Source organism: Gemmatimonas aurantiaca T-27 (assembly GCF_000010305.1).
Taxonomy (GTDB): domain Bacteria; phylum Gemmatimonadota; class Gemmatimonadetes; order Gemmatimonadales; family Gemmatimonadaceae; genus Gemmatimonas; species Gemmatimonas aurantiaca.
The window spans coordinates 4239647-4259014 of record NC_012489.1; the positions used below are offsets into that span (position 1 = coordinate 4239647).

12 protein-coding genes are annotated in these 19368 nt (G+C 64.6%); 10 read left to right on the forward strand and 2 right to left on the reverse strand.

Annotated elements, in window-relative coordinates:
- Positions 1-63: 63 nt before the first annotated feature.
- From GAU_RS18380 to GAU_RS18390, 3 genes are all read left to right on the forward strand, one after another.
- Positions 64-1839 (forward strand): histidine kinase, encoded by a 1776-nt coding sequence (locus GAU_RS18380; RefSeq protein ID WP_015895411.1) that lies wholly within the window; start codon positions 64-66, stop codon positions 1837-1839.
- Positions 1833-2531 carry a LytR/AlgR family response regulator transcription factor gene (locus tag GAU_RS18385; protein ID WP_015895412.1) on the forward strand — a complete coding sequence of 233 codons (699 nt, stop codon included), beginning with the start codon at positions 1833-1835 and terminating at the stop codon, positions 2529-2531. Before GAU_RS18380 ends, GAU_RS18385 begins: the two co-directional genes overlap by 7 nt.
- 401 nt (positions 2532-2932) lie before the next feature.
- Positions 2933-5497 (forward strand): zinc-dependent metalloprotease, encoded by a 2565-nt coding sequence (locus GAU_RS18390; RefSeq protein ID WP_015895413.1) that lies wholly within the window; start codon positions 2933-2935, stop codon positions 5495-5497.
- A gap of 87 nt (positions 5498-5584) precedes the next feature.
- Here GAU_RS18390 and GAU_RS18395 read toward each other — a convergent pair whose 3' ends face one another.
- A complete protein-coding gene (locus GAU_RS18395; protein ID WP_015895414.1) occupies positions 5585-6259 on the reverse strand; it encodes a PEP-CTERM sorting domain-containing protein in 675 nt (224 codons plus the stop codon).
- Positions 6260-6514: 255 nt separating this feature from the next.
- Between GAU_RS18395 and GAU_RS18400 the strand changes: the two genes are divergently transcribed.
- The 7 genes from GAU_RS18400 to GAU_RS18430 all read left to right on the forward strand — a co-directional run bounded on the left by GAU_RS18400 (position 6515) and on the right by GAU_RS18430 (position 18374).
- Positions 6515-9100, forward strand: a complete 2586-nt coding sequence (locus GAU_RS18400) for a zinc-dependent metalloprotease (RefSeq protein ID WP_052574542.1) — start codon at positions 6515-6517, stop codon at positions 9098-9100.
- A 190-nt stretch (positions 9101-9290) separates the two neighbouring features.
- Positions 9291-12485 carry an efflux RND transporter permease subunit gene (locus GAU_RS18405; RefSeq protein ID WP_015895416.1) on the forward strand — a complete coding sequence of 1065 codons (3195 nt, stop codon included), beginning with the start codon at positions 9291-9293 and terminating at the stop codon, positions 12483-12485.
- A gap of 80 nt (positions 12486-12565) precedes the next feature.
- Positions 12566-13681 (forward strand): efflux RND transporter periplasmic adaptor subunit, encoded by a 1116-nt coding sequence (locus GAU_RS18410; protein ID WP_041265689.1) that lies wholly within the window; start codon positions 12566-12568, stop codon positions 13679-13681.
- A 158-nt stretch (positions 13682-13839) separates the two neighbouring features.
- Positions 13840-15702 (forward strand): serine/threonine-protein kinase, encoded by a 1863-nt coding sequence (locus GAU_RS21440; protein ID WP_015895418.1) that lies wholly within the window; start codon positions 13840-13842, stop codon positions 15700-15702.
- Between the two features lie 121 nt (positions 15703-15823).
- Positions 15824-16726, forward strand: coding sequence for a pirin family protein (locus tag GAU_RS18420; protein ID WP_015895419.1), 903 nt, complete (start codon positions 15824-15826; stop codon positions 16724-16726).
- Between the two features lie 17 nt (positions 16727-16743).
- Positions 16744-17601, forward strand: a complete 858-nt coding sequence (locus GAU_RS18425; protein WP_015895420.1) for a DUF481 domain-containing protein — start codon at positions 16744-16746, stop codon at positions 17599-17601.
- 2 nt (positions 17602-17603) lie between these two features.
- Positions 17604-18374 (forward strand): DUF481 domain-containing protein, encoded by a 771-nt coding sequence (locus tag GAU_RS18430; protein ID WP_015895421.1) that lies wholly within the window; start codon positions 17604-17606, stop codon positions 18372-18374.
- Between the two features lie 86 nt (positions 18375-18460).
- On the opposite strand, the gene GAU_RS18435 is transcribed toward GAU_RS18430, so the two are convergent.
- The gene (locus tag GAU_RS18435) at positions 18461-19360 is read right to left on the reverse strand and encodes a DUF808 domain-containing protein (protein WP_015895422.1); all 900 of its coding nucleotides are present in this window, start codon (positions 19358-19360) and stop codon (positions 18461-18463) included.
- Positions 19361-19368: the final 8 nt, after the last annotated feature.

Sequence of the window (19368 nt, forward strand, 5' to 3'; positions counted from 1 at the left end):
GAACGACACCAACAGCCCGCTGAACGACACCGGCCGATCAGCGGTGCCGTACTACCTTCCATCATGGTTGCCTCGCGCCTGCGTCTGGTCCTCATCCCCTTCCTGCTGTTCTCGTTGCTCATCGTCGGCTTCATGCTTGGCGACGCACCAGCGGGTGCGCACATCGAAGCAATGGGCATGCGGCTCGACACCGATCCGGTGGCGCAATGGCGTCCACTCGACGGTCGGCTACTGCGGGGCTGGGCCGGTCCCTACACACTGCGCTATCGCGTGGTGCTCACGGATTCACACACCGCCCGCCCGCTGGGCATTCTCATGGGACTGCGCGCGGCGAGCGTAGCGACCTGGGATGATGTGGCGCTGGCGCCGAATGGTGTGGTAGGGAACAGTCGGTCGTCGGAAGTACCAGGACGGATTGACTGGATTGTGCCGGTGCCAACCACGCGCGCTGCACCCGGTCCGCACACGCTCACGATTCGTGCATCAAGTCAGCGAGTGATGCCCGGTTTCTCGCGCGCGGATCTGCAGGTGCGTGTGCAGGCGCTCGACGAGCTCTATGGCATGCGCTACCGCGGATGGCTGCTGCCGGCATTGGCGGTGGGATGCATGCTCGTGGCTGCACTGTATGTCGGTGCGGTGATTGCGCGCACCGGAGCGCGACAGGGTGCCTGGCCACTACTCGGGCTGTGTGTGGTGGGCATCGTGCTTCCCGCCCTCGAGGCGTGGCGGCCTCTCGTGGGATATCCCTACGATCTGCATCTGGCTCGATTGCTCGCCATTCGTATCCTCACCGCGATATCGGCGCTGCTGCTGCCCGCCTACTTCGCGTTGCGGTTTGGCCGGCATCCACTCTCTCGTCGCCGATCCATCGCCTATGGACTCTATGCGCTGCTCGTGCTGGGAGTGGCGCTCTTCGCGGCCCCCTTCGATCTGGCGGGATGGATTCTGCATGTGAGTGGACTGGGCATGTCCATACTCATCACCCGGCGCGCCATCAACGGTGGCTGGCATAGCACCGCTGGAATGCTCACAGTGCTGCTGGCCACCACTCTCGTGGCTGCGTTGCTCGCACCAGGCATCTACATCGATGGTCTATACGTCATTGCCTTTGCCGCGATTCTGGTGACCGTACTGCTCGCCCACGCGGGATACTTGCGTGCAAGCGCCGAGCAGAGCGCGGCGCTCGAGGCAGCCCGAGCACGTCTGAGCACGGCATTGCTGCGCGGTAGCATTCATCCGCATTGGCTCATGAATACGCTGACGTCGCTCCAGGAGCTCATCGAGCGCTCACCAGCGGATGCCAGTCGCATGGTGGAGCTGCTGGCCGAAGAATTTCGCATGGTGCGTGCGGCCAGCGAAGAGGGGTGGATTCCTGTGGACGAAGAGGTCACACTCTGTCGAACACATCTGGCGATTGTCTCGATTGGTCGGCCTGAGCCACTCACGTTGCGGGTTGAAGGAGCCACGCTGTGGCGAGAGCATGCCCTGCCACCCGGTGTGTTGCACACGCTGATCGAGAATGGTCTCACACACGGGGCCAACGCCGCGTACCACGGTGATGGTGCCTCATCGGCATCCGCAGTCTCGGATTTTGTGCTGCAGGCGCACGCGCAGGATGCGACATACCTCACCCTTGTCATGTCCGTGCCTGGCGTCCCCCGTACGGGCAAGTCGATTGTTCCGGGCACGGGCACCCGTTTCATCGAGGCCAGCTTGCGCACGGCCTTCGACAACGACTGGCAGTTTGCGCAGGCGGCGCACGGTGGCCGATGGGTGAGCACACTGCGGCTCCCGCGGGCGGCGATGCGACATGGATGGCGGGAGCGTGGGGCATGCTGAGGGTGCTGATTGTCGAAGATGAGCCGTTGGTACAGCAGCGCATCGCGCGACTGTGTCGCGAGCTGCTTGGCCCATCGGCACAGATCGACTGCGCCGCGTCGCTGGACGATGCCGACGACGCGCTGCGTCAACGCGCCATCGATGTCTTGCTGCTCGATCTCAACCTGCAAGGCGACGATGGCTTCACGCTGCTGCATCGGGCGATCGCGTCCACGTTCCACACGATCGTCATCTCGGCGCATGCGGATCGAGCACTCGACGCCTTCGCGCTCGGCGTACTCGACTTCCTCGCCAAGCCGTTTGCAACAGCGCGACTGGCACAGGCGCTGGAACGCGCGCAGGTCGCGTCCCGCACCTCCGGGCGCGCAACCCAGCAGCTCGGCGTGTGGCGCGCACGGGGTGTGGCGCTGGTGCCGGTGGAGGAAATCGCGTGGATCCAGGCGGATGGTGACTACAGCGCGTTGCAGCTCGTGAACGGTCGTCGTGAACTGCACGACAAGAGTCTGGATCGTCTGCAGCAATTGCTGCCCGCGGCCTTCGTGCGTATCCACCGTTCCTATCTCGTGAACATGCAGCAGGCCGACGCCCTGCATGTCGAAGGGGGTGGTCGTTATCGCCTCCGCATGCAGGGAGGCACCGAACTACCCGTGGGGCGGTCGCGGGCGCAATCGGTGCGGGAGCGATTGCTGTAGCAATCCTGCCTCAAAAGTTGGCAACGATTTGAGCGGCACTTGGGCATCAGCACCCTCCCCAACAATTCAAACGCGCTACCCTTCATTCCCTTTCCATCCTGCGGCTTTCGCGCGCAGCGCCGGCGGGTAGCCCTTTCCATCCATGGCCTTTCCTTTCCGTGCCGAGCATGTCGTGTCGCGGGACGGCAAAGGGACTCAAGGGTTACCTGCCGGCGCTGCGCGCGAAAACGGCAGGATGGGAAGGGAATGAAGGGAGTGATTTATTGCGTGATTGGTATTGGAGTTCATTTTTGACAACATCGAGTCGGGACACCCCGTAGCTTTCGAGGGACCGGCATCGTGCTCACAGCACGCAGGATCATGCCGCCCGAACGGGTTTTGGCCCTCCCTCGATCCCACCAATGCGCTATAGCCCATCTCCACTTGCCTCGGTCGGTCTGGCGACCGCAGGCCTCTTGCTCGGTGCCTGCGCGCCGAAACCCACGCCGGCACCTGCGCCCGCTCCGGCGGCGAGCCGTCCTGCGGGAGCAACAACCCCTGCCCCGGGTGGCGCGCCCAGCGCACAGCCTGCTGGTGGTGCAGCCGGCGGCGGACAGGATCCGCAGCCTCGCGCCTACAACGCCGTCATCACATCGCGCGCGGTGACCAAGAGCGGCGTGTTCAAGGTGCACCAGGTGGGCTCGCGTCTGTACTTCGAGATTCCCCGCGCCGAGCTGGGCAAGGACTATGTAGTGGTCACCACGCTGGCCGGTACGCCCGATGAAATCGGCCTTCGCGGCACCCAGGGTGGCAACAACGTGGTGCGCTTCGAACGCCGCGATCATCGCATCTATGTGCGCGAAGCCTCGTTCCGGGACATGATTGCCGATACGGCCGCTTCGCAGCGGCTGGCAGCGGAACTGATCGGCGTGACCAAAATCCTCGCCGCGCTCAACGTCGAAGCCTATGGCCCCGACAGTGCCGCGGTGGTGGAGGTGACGCGCATGTTCACGGGCGGCGTACCCGAATACTCGGCGCTCGGACGTCGTGCACAGGTGGATGCCGCCCGATCATACATCGAACGGTTCGCCGCCTACTCGCGCAATGTGAACGTGACGGCCGTGCAGTCCTTCACGCCGCAGGGTGCGGCGCCGGCAGGTGGCGGTGGCCCGCCGGGCGCGGCCAACCCCAATGCGCCCAGTACGGAGAAGTACACCTTCTCCATCGCCAAGCTGCCGGAACAACCGATGATGCCGCGCATGCACGACGAACGCGTGGGCTACGGCACCGTGGTGCAGCGGGATTTCTCCGGGGCCACCCAGCGCGTGGAAACGCGGCGCTACATCTCGCGGTGGCGCCTCGAGTGCAGTGATCGCAAGGTGGGCAACCTGTGTGTGCCCAAGAAGCCCATCACGTATTACCTCGACCCGGCCACACCGGCCTGGATCAAGCCGTGGATCCGCAAGGGCATCGAAGCCTGGGTGCCGGCGTTCGAGGCGGCCGGTTTTCATCAGGGTATCGTCGCGGCCGAAGCACCCGCCAACGATCCCGATTTCTCGGGTGAAGATGCCACGGTGAGCATGGTGCGCTGGTTGCCGTCGGCCACCGAAAATGCCGTGGGTCCATCGCTCAAGGATCCGCGCACCGGTGAAATTCTCGACGCCGATGTGCAGACGTATCTCAACGTCATGAACCTGACGCGGGCCTGGTACTTCACGCAGGTCGCACCGCTCGATCCGCGCGCGCAGAAGCTGCCGTTCCCTGACACACTGGCCGGGCGTTTGCTCGAGTACGTGACCGCGCACGAAGTGGGACACACACTGGGCTTCCCGCACAACTTCAAGGCCAGCTCGATGTATCCGCTGGACTCGGTGCGCTCGAAGACGTGGGTGGCCAAGATGGGCCACACGCCCACGCTGATGGACTATTCGCGCTACAACTATGTCGCGCAACCCGAAGATGGTATCGCGCTGGACGACCTGATCCCCAAGGTCGGTCCGTATGACATCTATGCCGTGAAGTGGGGCTACAGCCCCATCGCCGGAGCCCGCACGCCAGACGACGAGCGTCGTCAGCTCGACCAGTGGGCACGCATGCAGGACACCATTCCGTGGTATCGCTTCAGCGGTGATGCCGGCGGTGTGGACCCCGCAGAACAGTCGGAAGCCGTTGGTGATGCCGACGCCGTGCGCGCCACCGCACTGGGCATCAAGAATCTCAAGCGCGTGATGGGGTTCCTGGAGAGCGCCACGGCGTGGAAGGAAGGCGACACGTACGACAATCTCGAGGAACTGTACGGCCGCACCGTGAATCAGTGGGCCACCGAGCTCGGTCACGTGGCGCGCATCGTCGGTTCCGAATACCGACACGAGAAGGTGGTGGGTCAGGTCGGTCCGATCTGGCGCAACGTGGAGCCGGCACGCCAGAAGGAAGCCGTGCAATTCCTGCTCGACAACGCCTACGTCACGCCCACCTGGTTGCTCGACGAAAATATCCTGCGCAAAGTGGAGCCGAGCGGCTCCCTGAATCGTGTGGGCGCCGCGCAGGCCCGCTCACTCACCGCCATGCTGGCCAACGACCGGCTCGTGCGCATGGTCGAACTGGAAGCCCGGGCGAGCACACGGCGGGATGTGTATCCGGTGGCCGAGCTGCTCACCGATCTGCGCCGTGGGCTGTGGAAGGAGACGGCAACGGGCGCGCCGATCGACGCGTTCCGTCGCCGTTTGCAGCGCGTGTATCTCGAGCAGATGGCGGCGAAGATCAATCCGCCGACACCGGCCGCTGGTGGTCAGGGCGGCCAGGGTGGTGGGTTCGGCGGACAGGCACCGGTGAGCCCGGCCGACATCCGTCCCATCATCAAGAGCGAAATGCGAGCGCTCGACGCGCAGCTCGCGGCGGCGATTGGCCGGACCAGTGACCGCATGAGCAAGGCGCACCTCGAAGATGCGCGCGACCAGATCAAGACGATGCTGGATCCCAAGAACTGATTCAGCGCCGCGAAGCAAAACGGGCTGCCGGAGAGGTCTCCGGCAGCCCGTTCGTTTTTCACACCGTCCAGCAGGAAACAACCGCGCTCAGACCGTCCGACGGCGCGCCACTACCGCCAGGCCCGCCAGGCCGGCCGCCATCAACACCCAGGTGGACGGCTCCGGCACCACCGTACTGGCCGCCGTGAACTCGGTCACCAGACCATAGTGCTCAGCCCCGAGGCCAAAATCGTGCATACGGCTGGTCACGGTATTGGCCGCGTCATGACGCCCCTGATAGTACGCAAAACCACCGGTCGGATGCGTGAGGCCACTCACGCGAATGTCGAGCAGCAGGTTGCCGTTCGCAGGATTGTACTGAAAGGGCGCGCCGCTGAAGGAGAGCACCGACGGCGCAGCGCCACCCGTCAACTGGAAGACGCCGAACAGTGCCGCATCGGCGCCGACGTTGTTGTCCATCGTCGTGCTGAGGCCATTCACCGGGGCCGTCGTGGTGGACAGGTAGAACGAGTAGGTGCCACTGTTCAGCGAACCCGCCGAACTGGCGCCCAGAAAGAAGGAGATCGACCCGATGTTGATGGGCGCAAAGGCCGAGGCGCTGTAGACCTGCTGATACCGGGTCGATGGGTTGCCAGCATACAAGCACCCAAAGGGGAAGCAGTTCTCGTCGGTTGCAGGGCCGCCCACCACCTGCGCCTGCAGGGGAGACACGAGGAGGGTCGTGGCGACGGCGAGACGCGTCAAAAATCGAACAGACTTCACGTGGTTTTCCAGGGATAAAAAAGACTTTTGCGGGGAGGAAAGTGCTCCTCCTTGCAGATGTCGCATCCTGACCGGCGCGGTCTCATTCGACAATGGGACCTACAGCCCCCTGCCGGGGCGACAGATGCCTCTTCCGTCCAGAGACGGGACTGACGACCGCGCCGACTCGGCCCTAGACTCCAGCCACACACGGGTCGGACCAGGTCGCCTCGGCGAGCCTCCGGCCGGTGGCCTTTCTCTCTCCTGTCAGGTCCAATGCACAACCGTCGTTTCATGCCGCTTCTGGCGGCGGGCCTCGTGCTCGCCGCCTGCCGCCCGGCCAGCAAGCCGGCGCCTGCTGCGACTCCTGCCGCAACGCCCGCAGGTGCCAACAATCGACCGGCCGGTCAGACACCTGCCGGTCCAACCGCTGGCCAGCCGCCCGCCGGCACTCCCAATCTGTCGGCGCTTGCCGGCGCACTGGGTGGTCAGGGTGAACCGACGCCGCGTCCGTACGCCACCGTGATCACCTCACGCGCCAGGTCGAAGCAGGGCGTGTTTGCGGTGCACCAGGTCGGCGCGCGCCTCTATTTCGAAGTCCCCGCCGCGCAGTTGGGCAAAGACTTCATGGTCACCACCGTGCTGGCCGGCACCAACGCCGCGATCACGGGCAGCACCAACGGCCCCACGCGCCTCGTGCGTTTCGAGCGCCGCGACAACCGCATCCTGCTGCGGGACGTCAACTACAACAACGTCGCCTCCGACACCACGCTGCAGACCGCGCGCGCGATGTCGCTGATCGAGTTCTTCCCGATTCTCGCGTCGTTCAACGTGGATGCGTACGGCAAGGACAGCGCCGCCGTCATTGAAGTGACGCGCCTGTTCACCGGCGGCGTGCAGGAGTTCACCGCCAACGGCCGACGCGCCGCCGTCGATGCCTCACGCTCGTTCATCGACAAGTTCTCGGCGTTCTCACGCAATGTGAACGTGACGGCCGTACAGACCTTCACGCCGCAGGCCACGCCGGGCGCAGCACCGTTGCCGATTTTTGGCGGCGGTGGTGGTGCCGTCACGACCACCACGGAAGCGTACACCTTCTCGATCGTGCGGCTGCCGGACGATCCGATGATGCCGCGTCTCGCTGACGAACGCGTCGGATTTTTCTCCCGGGCCCGCACCGATTTTGGGTCACGCGAACAGCGGGTGCTGCCACGTCGCTACATCAGCCGCTGGCGCCTCGAGTGCTCCGATCGCAAGCAGGGTAACCTCTGCGTGCCGAAGAAGCCGATCACGTACTACGTCGATCCGGCCACACCCACCTGGCTCGTACCCTGGGTGAAGGCGGGCATCGAAGAGTGGCAGCCGGCGTTCGAAGCGGCGGGCTTTGCCAAGGGCATCATCGCCGGCGATGCGCCGAACGATCCCGAGTTCTCGGGTGAAGATGCCAGTGTGGCCATGATCCGCTGGTTGCCGTCGCCGGTGGCCAATGCGCAGGGCCCGAGTCTGGTCGATCCGCGCACCGGCGAGATCATCGACGCCGATGTGCAGATGTATCACAACATTCTGGACCTGCAGCGTGAGTGGTACTTCTCGCAGGTTGGACATCTCGACAAGCGCGCGCAGACGTTCCCGTTCCCCGATTCGCTGATGGGACGGCTCATTCAGTTTGTCGTGGCACACGAAGTGGGACACACGCTGGGCTTCCCGCACAACTTCAAGGGCAGCTCGATGTACCCGCTGGATTCGGTGCGCTCGAAAACGTGGGTGGCGAAGATGGGCCACTCGCCGTCGATCATGGACTACGCGCGTTTCAATTACGTGGCGCAGCCGGAAGACAACATCCCGCTGGCCGATCTCGTGCCGCGGGTGGGCGTGTACGACACCTACGCCGTGAAGTGGGGATACTCGCCCATCGCCGGTGCCACGTCTCCGGAAGGCGAACTGCGTCAGCTCGATGCGTGGGCGCGCATGCAGGACACCATTCCGTGGTATCGCTTTGCCAGTGATGCCGGTGCCGGCGGTGCCGATCCGGGTGAACAGTCGGAAGCCATCGGTGATGCCGACGCCGTCGCGGCCACGGCGCTGGGCTTCAAGAACATCGCCCGCGTCATGAAGCTGGTGGACGGCGCAGCGAGCGGTGACAAGACCGCCGATTTCTCGCTGCTGCGGGCCACCTACAACGGCGTGATCAATCAGTGGGCACTCGAAGCCAACCACGTCACGAAGATCGTGGGTGGTCTCGACAAGCAGGAAAAGCGCCAGAGCCAGAGTGGCCCGGTGTGGACGCCGGTATCACGCACCCGGCAGAAGGCGGCGGTGAAGTTCCTGAACGAGCAGGTGTTCGCCACGCCCGCCTATCTGATCGACGTGCCCACGCTGCGCCGGCTCGAATCGGAAGGAAACATCAACCGCGTCGTGAACGCGCAGGCCCGCGCACTGGGCAGCTTGCTCAACAACACCAAGCTGCAGCGCCTCGTGGAAATCGAAGCCACGTCCAGCAGCCAGGCCACCGTATACCCGGTGGGCGAGATGCTGACCGACGTGCGCCGGGGCTTGTGGAGTGAAGTGGCGAGCGGCAAGGCCATCACGGCCTACCGTCGTCGCCTGCAGAACGTGTACCTCGAGCAGATGGCCACCAAGATCAAGCCGCCGGCCACGTCGGCCGCCGAGGTGCAGATCTCCCAGTTGCTGGGCATTCCGCTGTCCCAGCCGCGCGATTTCCGCGCCATCGTGAAGGATGAGGTGCGCACCCTCGATCGTGAGCTGGCCAACGCGATCGGCCGGACCAGCGACCGCGCGTCACGGGCGCACCTGCAGGACGCCCGCGACCAGATCAAGGCCATGCTGGACACGGACAAGTAGCCCTGGACCGCCCAGGCAAGCGACGACTTGCCTGGGCAACAGGCCGGATTTCAGGGGGTGGTCGTGCAATCGCGCGGCCACCCCGCATTTTTCCCCCGTCCCCGGAGCGTATTCGGGGCATGCCACGTAGAACCACTGTGCCGGGCGAGTCAGAAGCGCCCGCGGTACCGGCGTCTCCCGCTCCTCAGCCATGTGGATTGTACAACTCGCCCTTCGGCGCCCCTACACCTTCATCGTCGGCGCGCTGTTGGTGGTGCTTTTCGGTGTCCTCTCGGCCATCCGGATGCCCACGGACATCCTGCCGGAGCTCGACATTCCGGTGGTCTCGGTCATCTGGTCGTACAACGGCCTCCCGCCCGAGGAAATGGAGCGCCGGTTTGGGACGCCCTATGAGCGCGCGGTCACAACCACCGTCAACGACGTCGAGCATATCGAGTCGCAGTCGCTGGCTGGCGTCACCGTCATCAAGGTGTTTTTCCAGCCGGGCGCACGCATCGAGTCGGCGGTGGCGCAGCTCGCCGCCGTGTCCCAGTCCATTCTGCGCATCATGCCGCCGGGTGCGGCCGCGCCGTTCATCGTGCGGTACAACGCCGCCAATGTGCCGGTGCTGCAGCTCGCGCTGGGCGGCGACTCGCTGTCCGAGCAGCAACTGTCAGACCTTGGCACCAACGGCATCCGCACCCGCCTCGCCACCGTGCGCGGCGCCAGTGTGCCACAGCCCTATGGCGGCCGATCACGACTGATCAACGTGGATCTGGACCCGGTCCAGCTCTTCGCGCGCGGCCTCTCGCCCACCGACGTCAGCGACGCCATCACGGCGCAGAACCTCGTGCTGCCGGGCGGTACGGCCAAGATCGGCGAACGCGAGTATGTGGTGCGCCTCAACGGCAGTCCGGACATGGTCGAGGCCATGAACGACCTGCCCATCCGGGTGGTCAACGGCGCGCTGGTGCGCATTCGTGATGTCGCCTATGTGCGCGACGGCTATTCGGTACAGACCAACATCGTGCACCGTGATGGTGTGCGTGGCGCGCTGATTCAGGTGCTCAAGTCGGGTGGCGCCTCCACCATCGACGTGGTGAACCGTGTGCGCGAGGCGCTTCCGGGCATCCTCGCCACGCTGCCACCGGCCCTCAAGGTCGACATTCTCGCCGACCAGTCGCTGTTCGTGAAGGCGGCGCTCAAGGGCGTGGTCATCGAAGCCCTCATCGCGGCCTGCCTCACGGCGGCCATGATTCTGATCTTTCTGGGTAGCTGGCGCTCCACGCTCATCGTTGCGCTGTCCATTCCGCTGTCGATTCTGTGCTCGGTCACCGTGCTGTCCATGCTGGGACAGACGCTCAACGTGATGACGCTGGGTGGCCTCGCGCTCGCCGTGGGTGTACTGGTCGACGATGCCACGGTGGGCATCGAGAACATCCACCGTGTGCAGGAACACGAACCCGATATCGAGAAGGCCATTCTCGATGGCGCCGGTCAGATTGCCATCCCGACGCTGGTGTCGACGCTCGCGATCTGCATCGTGTTCGTGCCGATCTTCTTCCTGAGCGGCGCAGCAGGCTCGCTGTTCCGTCCCTTGGCGATGGCGGTGGTGTTTGCGATGATGGCGTCGTACGTCATCTCCCGCACCCTGGTGCCCACCCTGGTGCGGTACGCCATGGAGCGCGAGCGTGCGCTCGAAGCCAAGCGTGCCGGCATGCCGAAGCGCCCCGGCTTCTTCGCGCAATTCCACCACAGCTTCGAGCACCGCTTCGAACAGTGGCGCGTGAATTACCGGGAGACGATCACCACCATGCTGGCACGCCCCGCGCGCCTGATGACGGTGGCGGGGCTCGTCGTGCTCTCGGCCGCCGCACTCTCGCCGTGGCTGGGTCGCGACTTCTTCCCGCAGATCGATGCCGGCCAGATCCGCCTGCACCTGCGCGCACCGGTGGGCACCCGCCTCGAAGAAACCGCGCGCATCGTGGCCGCCGTGGAAGCCCGCATTCGCGACATCATTCCGCCGGGTGATCTCGCCACGATGATCGACAACATCGGACTCGCGACGACCAGCTCCACCAATCTGGCGTACAGCGACAATCCGACCATCGGCATGACCGACGCCGATCTGCTCATCTCACTCACCGAACATCGGGTCGGCAAGACGGCGGACTATGCGCGGCGCATTCGCCGCATGGTGCGTGACGAATTCCCCGATGTGCTGGTGTTCTTCCAGTCGGCCGACATCGTCGGGCAGATTCTCAACGCCGGCCTGCCGGCACCGGTGAACGTGCAGGTGGTGGGTGCCAACCGGGCCGAGAACATCAAGGTGGCGCGTGTGCTGGAGGAGCGGATCAAGAAGATCCCCGGTGCCGTGGATGTGTACCTGCAGCAGCGTCTCGAAGCGCCGCAGCTCAACGTGACGGTGGACCGTGCCCGCGCCGCGTCGATGTCGCTCACACAGCGTGATGTGGCGAACGATCTGCTGGTGTCGCTGGCGTCCAGCGGCCAGGCGCAGCCGAATGTGTGGCTCAATCCGCAGAACGGCGTGCAGTACAGTGTGAGCGTGCAAACGCCGCAGTATCGCATCGCGTCCATCGAAGACATCGGCCGCACGCCGGTGCTCAGTGCGGCGGGTGTCAACAGCGGTGCGATGCCACAGCTCTTCCAGAACATCGCCACCGTGCAGCGTGGCACGAGCGTGGGTGTCATCAGCCACTACGATGTGGCACCGGTCTACGATGTGTATGCCAACGTGCTCGATCGTGATCTGGGGGCCGTGGCCGGTGACATCGATGTGGTGCTCGATTCCCTCAAGGAATCGCTGCCGCGTGGTACCACCCTGGTGATGCGCGGACAGGTGGCCAGCATGCGCACCTCGTACACCGGCCTGGCGACGGGCCTCGTGTTCGCGATTGTGCTGGTGTACCTGATCATGGTCATCAACTTCCAGTCGTGGCTCGACCCGCTCATCATCGCTTGCGCGCTGCCGTTGGCCCTGGCCGGCGTGATCTGGGCACTGTATGCCTGCGGCAACACGATCAGTGTGCCGGCCTTCATGGGCGCCATCATGAGTATGGGTGTGGCCACCGCCAACGGCATTCTCGTGGTGTCCTTCGCCAATGAACGCATGGACGCAGGGCTCACCGCGCTCGAGGCTGCCATTGAAGCGGCGGCCACGCGTCTGCGCCCAGTGATCATGACGGCGCTGGCCATGATCGTGGGTATGGTGCCGATGGCGCTGGGACTCGGTGAAGGTGGCGAGCAGAACGCGCCGCTCGGCCGCGCCGTGATCGGCGGCTTGCTCTTTGCGACATTTGCGACGCTGACCCTGCTTCCCTTTGTTTACAGCCGCCTGCGTGCTCACCGGCACGGGGTGGTTCTCCCGCTGGAATTGACCTCGTGATGCGCTCTGCCATGCGAACCCCTGCCTCATCATCCCTTCGCGCCGGTCTCCGCACCAGCACCCGTGCGCGCCACGGCCGGATGATGCCGATCGTCTTTGTGCTGATCTTCGCGGGACTGTTGGCTGCCGGGTTGCTGCCTCGACTCGCGCAATCACGGGCCCGCGCCGACGAGAGCGCACGATCCACCGCCGTGCCCACCGTGTTCACCGAGCCGGTGAAGCGCGATACCACCACCACACCGTTTGAGCTGCCGGCCACACTCACGGGTGTGCACGAAGCCAGCATATTCGCACGCACCAACGGCTTCGTGCGGCAACTGCGCGTCGACATCGGATCGCCGGTGCGGGCGGGGGATACGCTCGTCGTGCTCGACATGCCGGAGTTGCGCGAGCAGGAACGCCAGGCCACCGCGGTGCTCGAACAGACCGAAGCCAGCGCCAAGTTGGCCAAGACCTCGCTCGACCGGTGGAAGCAGCTCGCGACGCAGGGTGTGGTGACGCCTCAGGAATTCGATGAGCGTACGGCCACCGCCAATGTGACCGACGCCAACGCGCGCGCAGCCCGCGCCAACCTTGCCAACCTGCGTGAACTGCAGCGCTTCGGCGTGCTCGTCGCGCCGTTCCACGGTGTGGTCACCGCACGATCCATCGATATCGGCTCGCTGGTGGTGGCCGGTGCTGCCGCTGGTGCGCGACCGCTGCTGTCGCTGGTGCAGACCGACACGGTGCGCGTGATGTTGCAGGTGCCACAGAGCGCCGCGCCGCGAGTGCGGGTGGGCATGCGGACGGCCGTGGTGGTGAGTGACCTGGGCAACGAAGAGATCATGGGCACGGTGGTGCGCACCGCCGGCGCCATCGATCCGGTCACGCGCACGCTGCTCACCGAGGTACACGTGCCCAATGCCCAGCGCCGTCTGCTGCCAGGCATGTTCGCCACGGTGCGCCTCAAGGTGCCGTCGTCGCCGTCGCTGCGTGTGCCGGCCATTGCGCTCATCGTGCGCGGCGACGGCACGCAGGTGGCGCGAGTGGAAAAGGACACGGTGCGACTCGTGCCCATCACCATTGGGCGCGACTACGGGACCTCGCTCGAAGTGCTCGGCGGTCTCCAGCCCGGTGATCAGGTGGTCGTGAACCCGCCCGAATCCATGGCTTCGGGCCAGCCCGTGAAAGCCATCGCCCGGGGCGGGGTCAAGTAGCGCCCCAGAGCGTTCGCGGCAGCCGTTCATTGCGCTGCCGCGGCGGCCCCTGAGACCCGGCCCTATTCCGTTCACCACGGGCCGGACACGGGCCACCAGCAGTTTCCGTACACCGCCCCTGCAACTCGCGGGTGACCTCGTCGTAGGTTTACGGAAGCATGTCGAATCTATCTGAGACGCCGCCCACGGAACTGGCGGCCCTGCGCGTTGCCCTGCGTGGGCAGTACGCCATCCAGCGTGAATTGGGCCGCGGCGGCATGGGCATCGTACTGCTCGCCCGTGACGAACGCCTTGACCGTGCCGTAGCGCTCAAGGTGCTGCCGCCCGCCCTCGCTGAAGCGGGAGAAACCCGCGAGCGCTTCCTGCGCGAAGCCCGCATGGCCGCGCAACTGTCGCATCCGAACATCGTGCCCGTGTACCGCGCCGATGAACTGGGCGGCTACGCGTTTTTTGCGATGGGATTCGTGGAAGGGGAATCGCTGGGAGATCGCATCCGCGACCGGGGATCACTACCGGCAGCGGAAGTCGTGCGTGTCTTGCGCGAGGTCGCCTGGGCGCTCGCGTATGCACACGCCCGCGGCATCGTCCACCGCGACGTGAAGCCGGACAACATCCTGCTCGAACGTGCCAGCAATCGCGCCATCGTCACCGATTTTGGCATCGCGCGCGCCGACTTCAATCCGGCGTTGACGCAGGATGGCTATGTGCTCGGCACAATTCACTACATGAGCCCTGAACAGGCCAGTGGTGACGTGCTCGATGGCCGCAGCGATCTCTATGCCCTCGGGTGCATCGGCTTCTATGCCTTGAGCGGACGCTTGCCGTTCGAGGGCGCGTCGCCGCAAGCCATTCTGGTGGCACATGCCACGAAAGAACCACCCACGCTGCGCAGCATTGCACCGGACGTGCCGGCCGCACTCGCGGCGGTGATCGATCGCTGCCTGCGCAAACGCCCCGACGATCGGTTTGCGACAGGCGAAGAACTCGCCGATGCACTCGCCAAAGCGCTGGAGCATATCGAGCACGACGTGCGTGATGCCGGCGGCAAGGATACGCTGAACAGTGACGACGCGATGGCCGTGTGGCGTCGCGCCGCCGAGTTGCAGGCGGAAGCGGCGGCCCGCCTCGAAACGCGCATGCGGGCCAATGACACGCGCGCGCTTGCCGCACCGCATGAGACCGCGGCCGATCACGGTGCCGGTACCGAAAGCGCCACACCCACCGACGCCTATCGCCTGCGCGATGTGGAGGCAGCGGCGATCGAGGCAGGCATTTCGCAGCGCTTCGTGGCGTTGGCGCTCGACGAACTGCGCGCCAAGCCATCAGGCCAGGCGCTCACGCCGAGCCTCTCGCCGCGCCGCGAACGACTCACCACGCGTCTGCTCGGCACGGCGCAGCGCACTCTGTCGGTCTCGCGCACCTTTCGCGCACCGGCGCGCACCGTACTGCAATCTCTCGGGCGTACGCTGCAAGGCAGCCCATGGTCGCTCGCATTGCGCGACACACTGGGTGGTCACCCGCTGGATGGGGGTGTGCTGGTGTTCGACCTGCCCGCGATGTCCGACTCCAACTACAAGTGGACGTATACGCGATACGGCGTCTATGTCCCGCAGGTACGTGTGTCACTGAGCGCCACCCCGGGTGATCCGCGCAGTTGCGAAGTCACGATGACCATCGATCTGCGTCGCGGGTTGATGGCGAACATCGCCAGTTGGCTGGCCGTATCCAGCGCCAGTTCGGTGGGCGGCGGCGTGGTCGGGCTGGCCGTGGGCAAGAAGATGCTGGCCCTGGCCGGCGCCGCACTGGTAGGGCCCATGCTTGGTGGAGCCATTGTGCTTGGTGGCGTCGCGATCGCCAGTGTGGCCCCCATCTATCGCTGGGGGCTGCGCAAAGCGGAAGACGAGCTCTCCACAGCACTCGCCGCGGTCGACGTGACCATGCGGGCTTTCGACATTTTTGGGGAGACCCCACCGCCCCCACCACTGCCGCGCTCCCAGAATCCGCCGCTCATCGTGCCCTGAGCGGGTGGCAACGGTGCATGGCGATGGGAAATGAAGGTGCCAGGCGTGGTGACGTGAGGCTGTCCTTGCATATCTCTCAGAACTGAGATATATTCAGCTATACCTCAATACGGAGCTGTTTATGTCCATTCGTCCTGTCAAAAGCATCGTCTCGGCCCAGCCTACCATGGAGGGCGCGGGGGTGCATCTGCACCGCGCCTTCGGGTTCGGCAACACCAGCGAGACCGATCCGTTTTTGCTGTTCGACGATTTCCGGAATGACGTGCCGCGGCAGTACCAGGCCGGGTTCCCCTGGCATCCGCATCGTGGCATCGAGACCATCACCTACGTGCTGACTGGCAACGTCGAACACGCTGACTCGCTCGGCAACCGCGGCTTGCTGGGCTCCGGCGACGTGCAATGGATGACGGCCGGCAGCGGCATCCTGCACCACGAGATGCCGATGGGCGATCCGCAGGGGCGTATGCATGGTTTCCAGCTATGGGCCAACCTGCCCTCGTCACTCAAGATGACGGCGCCACGCTATCAGGACGTCAAATCGAAAGACATCGTCGAGATCACGGACGATGACGGCACCATCGTGCGCGTGATTTCCGGTGAGTTCTGGGGCAAGCGCGGCCCCGTGGACGGTATCGCGGCCGATCCGAGTTATCTCGATGTCTCGGTTCCCGCGGGTGTGAAAAAGTCACTGCCCGTGGACGCATATCGCAGCACGTTTGCCTACATTTTCGAGGGCAGCGGAACGTTCCGGCACGCATCGGCCAACATCGGTGTACTGACCGAACGCACAGCGGGCGATGACGATGACCTCGTGCGCGATATGTCGGGGAATCGCTCGCTCATCCTGTTCGACACTGGCGACGAAGTAGTGGTGCGTGCCGGCGAGAACGGAATCCGTTTCCTGCTGGTCAGCGGCGCGCCCATCAAGGAGCCGGTGGCATGGCATGGTCCGATCGTGATGAACACCCAGGCCGAACTGCAGACGGCTATGCGCGAACTGCGTGAAGGGACGTTCATCAAGTAACGTTCGCTCACGATGTGATGACGCTTCGACCTGGTCTTGCAGCAACTACATATGTCTCGTTGGGGCTGGCCCTGCTGCTGGCCCCACGATTCGTGGCTTCTCAGGGCACGTCGAGTGTGAGCTCGGGCAGCCCCACCACGGCCAATGCACCGAAGGACAGCGCCGGGGCGAAGACCGCCGCCAAGGCTCCCCGCAAGCGTAAGGCTCTCGATTTCACCGGTTCGCTCGGGTACACACAAACCGGTGGCAACTCGACGGCGCGCAATTTCAATGTGGGCAACTCGCTCACGTATCGTCTGGCCGGCTGGACCATCAAACAGGACCTCACGTTTGTGTACGGTGAGGCCAATGACCGGGTCAACGCGAACTTCTGGAACGGCGGCCTGCGTGGCGATCGCAATGTGGCCGAGCGTGTCGACTTCTTTCTGGCGTCGCGGTACGACCGCAACGTGCGGCAGGGCGTGACCAATCGTTTCCAGCAGGGCTTCGGCCTCAATATGCTGGCCTTCGAAGACAGTCGAAACAAAGTGCACGTGGCTCTTGGTGGTTCACTGTTTTCGCAGCAGCTCGAGCCTGGCGCGGTCGCCAAGGTGTCACGCGCATTTCCTGCCGCGCGGGCGGCGTTGGACTACCGCTATCGGTTCACGCCGGTGGCGTATCTCCAGCAAACGGCTGAGTACCTGCCCGCCGTTGGTGACACGGCAACGTCGTATTTCGTGAATACGGAAAGCGCGATCGTGGCACCGATTTCCCGCAATGTGGGCCTCAAGATCGGGTATGTGATCCGGTACAACTCCGAGCCACCGGTTCGCGACAATATCCCGCTGCGCACCACCGACATGTTTTTTTCCTCGGGGCTCACCCTTACGTTCTGATCATGCGCACACATCTCTTTGTCACCGCTGCGGCATTGGTTGCCGCTGGCGCGCTCGCTCCGGCCATCGTCAGCGCGCAGGATGCTCCGCCGCCACCGAAGAAGAATCTCGAAGTCACCGGCACGGCCGGCTTTGCGCAGACCAGCGGCAACGCCAACGCCACCACGACCAACTTCGGCAACAAGGTGAAGTACACGGCTCGTGGTTGGACGCTGGGCGAGGATCTTGCGTTTTTCTATGGTGAGGCCGAAAACAAGGTCAACGCCAACTTCTGGAACGGCGGCCTGCGTGCCGAGCGTCGCATCATGGAACGCATCGGCCTGTTCGTGGCCACGCGCTATGATCGCAACGTGCTGCAGGGCATTGCACACCGGTTCGAAGAAGGGTTCGGTGTCGACGTGAAGGCGATTGCGACGCCGCGCGATCAGTTGTCGTTCCAGGTTGGTGGTTCGCTGTTTCAACAGCGCCTCACGGCCGGATCCACCGCCACCGCCAAGCGGAATTTCCCTGCGGCGCGTCTCGGTCTCGACTACAAGCACAGCTTCACGGAGTTGGCCTACTTCCAGCAGACGGGCGAGTACCTGCCCAACCTGTCGGACAGTGAAGCCTATCTCATGAACACGGAATCGGCGCTGGTCGCGCCCCTGTCACGCCGACTGGGCCTCAAGCTCTCGTACGTGGTGCGCTACAACAACGCGCCGCCAGTGCGCGAGAATGTGCGCCTCAAGACCACGGACACCTTCTTCTCGAGCGGCATCACCGTCTCGTTCTGATCACGCGGTTCGTAGCGCCGTAGTGGAAACAACAAAGGCGCGGCCGATCAACTGATCGTGCCGCGCCTTCTTACGTCTATTCGCGCTCAGGCTGGTTTTGCAGTCGGGCGCAGCTTCTTCACCAAGACCGAGATACCGACCAACACGGCGCCAGCCACCACGCCCAGCAGCGCATCGAGCAGCATCTTGCTCACCGCGGCGACCGGTCCCGTGGCGCTGGCCCATCCCTGCAGCACCACGTCGATAGCATGCACGCCGTGCGCGATGATGCCACCGCCCACTGTGAACATGGCGGCAGTGCCGAGCACCGACAGGCTCTTCATGAGCCACGGTGCCGTCTTGAGAATGACGCCGCCGATGGCGCGGCCACGCTGATGCAGCGCCAGCCCGAGATCGTCGAGTTTCACGATGCCGGCAACGAGGCCATACACAAACACCGTGGCGGCCAGGCTCACGAGGGTAAGTGCGCCGATCTGCTGCGCGATGGGCGCCGCACTCATCGTGCCCAATGAGATGACGATGATCTCGGCCGAGAGCACGAAATCGGTGCGAATGGCACCCTTGATCTTGCCCTGCTCGATTTCGAGCCGCTGTTCATCGGTCAGCTCGGGCTGCGCGACCACCGAGTGCACGGCCGGCGCGGGATCGTGCTTGTGCAACGCCTTGTGCAGCAGCTTCTCCACGCCTTCGTAACACAGGAACAGGCCACCGATCAGCATCAACGGCATCACCGCACCAGGGGCAAACGCGCTGATGAGCAGCGCCACCGGCACCAGGATCACCTTGTTGACCAGCGATCCCTTGGCCACCGCCCACACCACCGGCAGTTCGCGGTCGACCCGCACGCCTGACGCTTGTTCTGCGTTGAGCGCGAGATCGTCGCCCATGACGCCGGAGGTTTTTTTCGCAGCCACCTTGGTGAGCAAGGCGACATCGTCGAGCATCGACGTGATATCGTCGAGAAGTACGAGCAGGCTGGACGCCATGGCGTGAA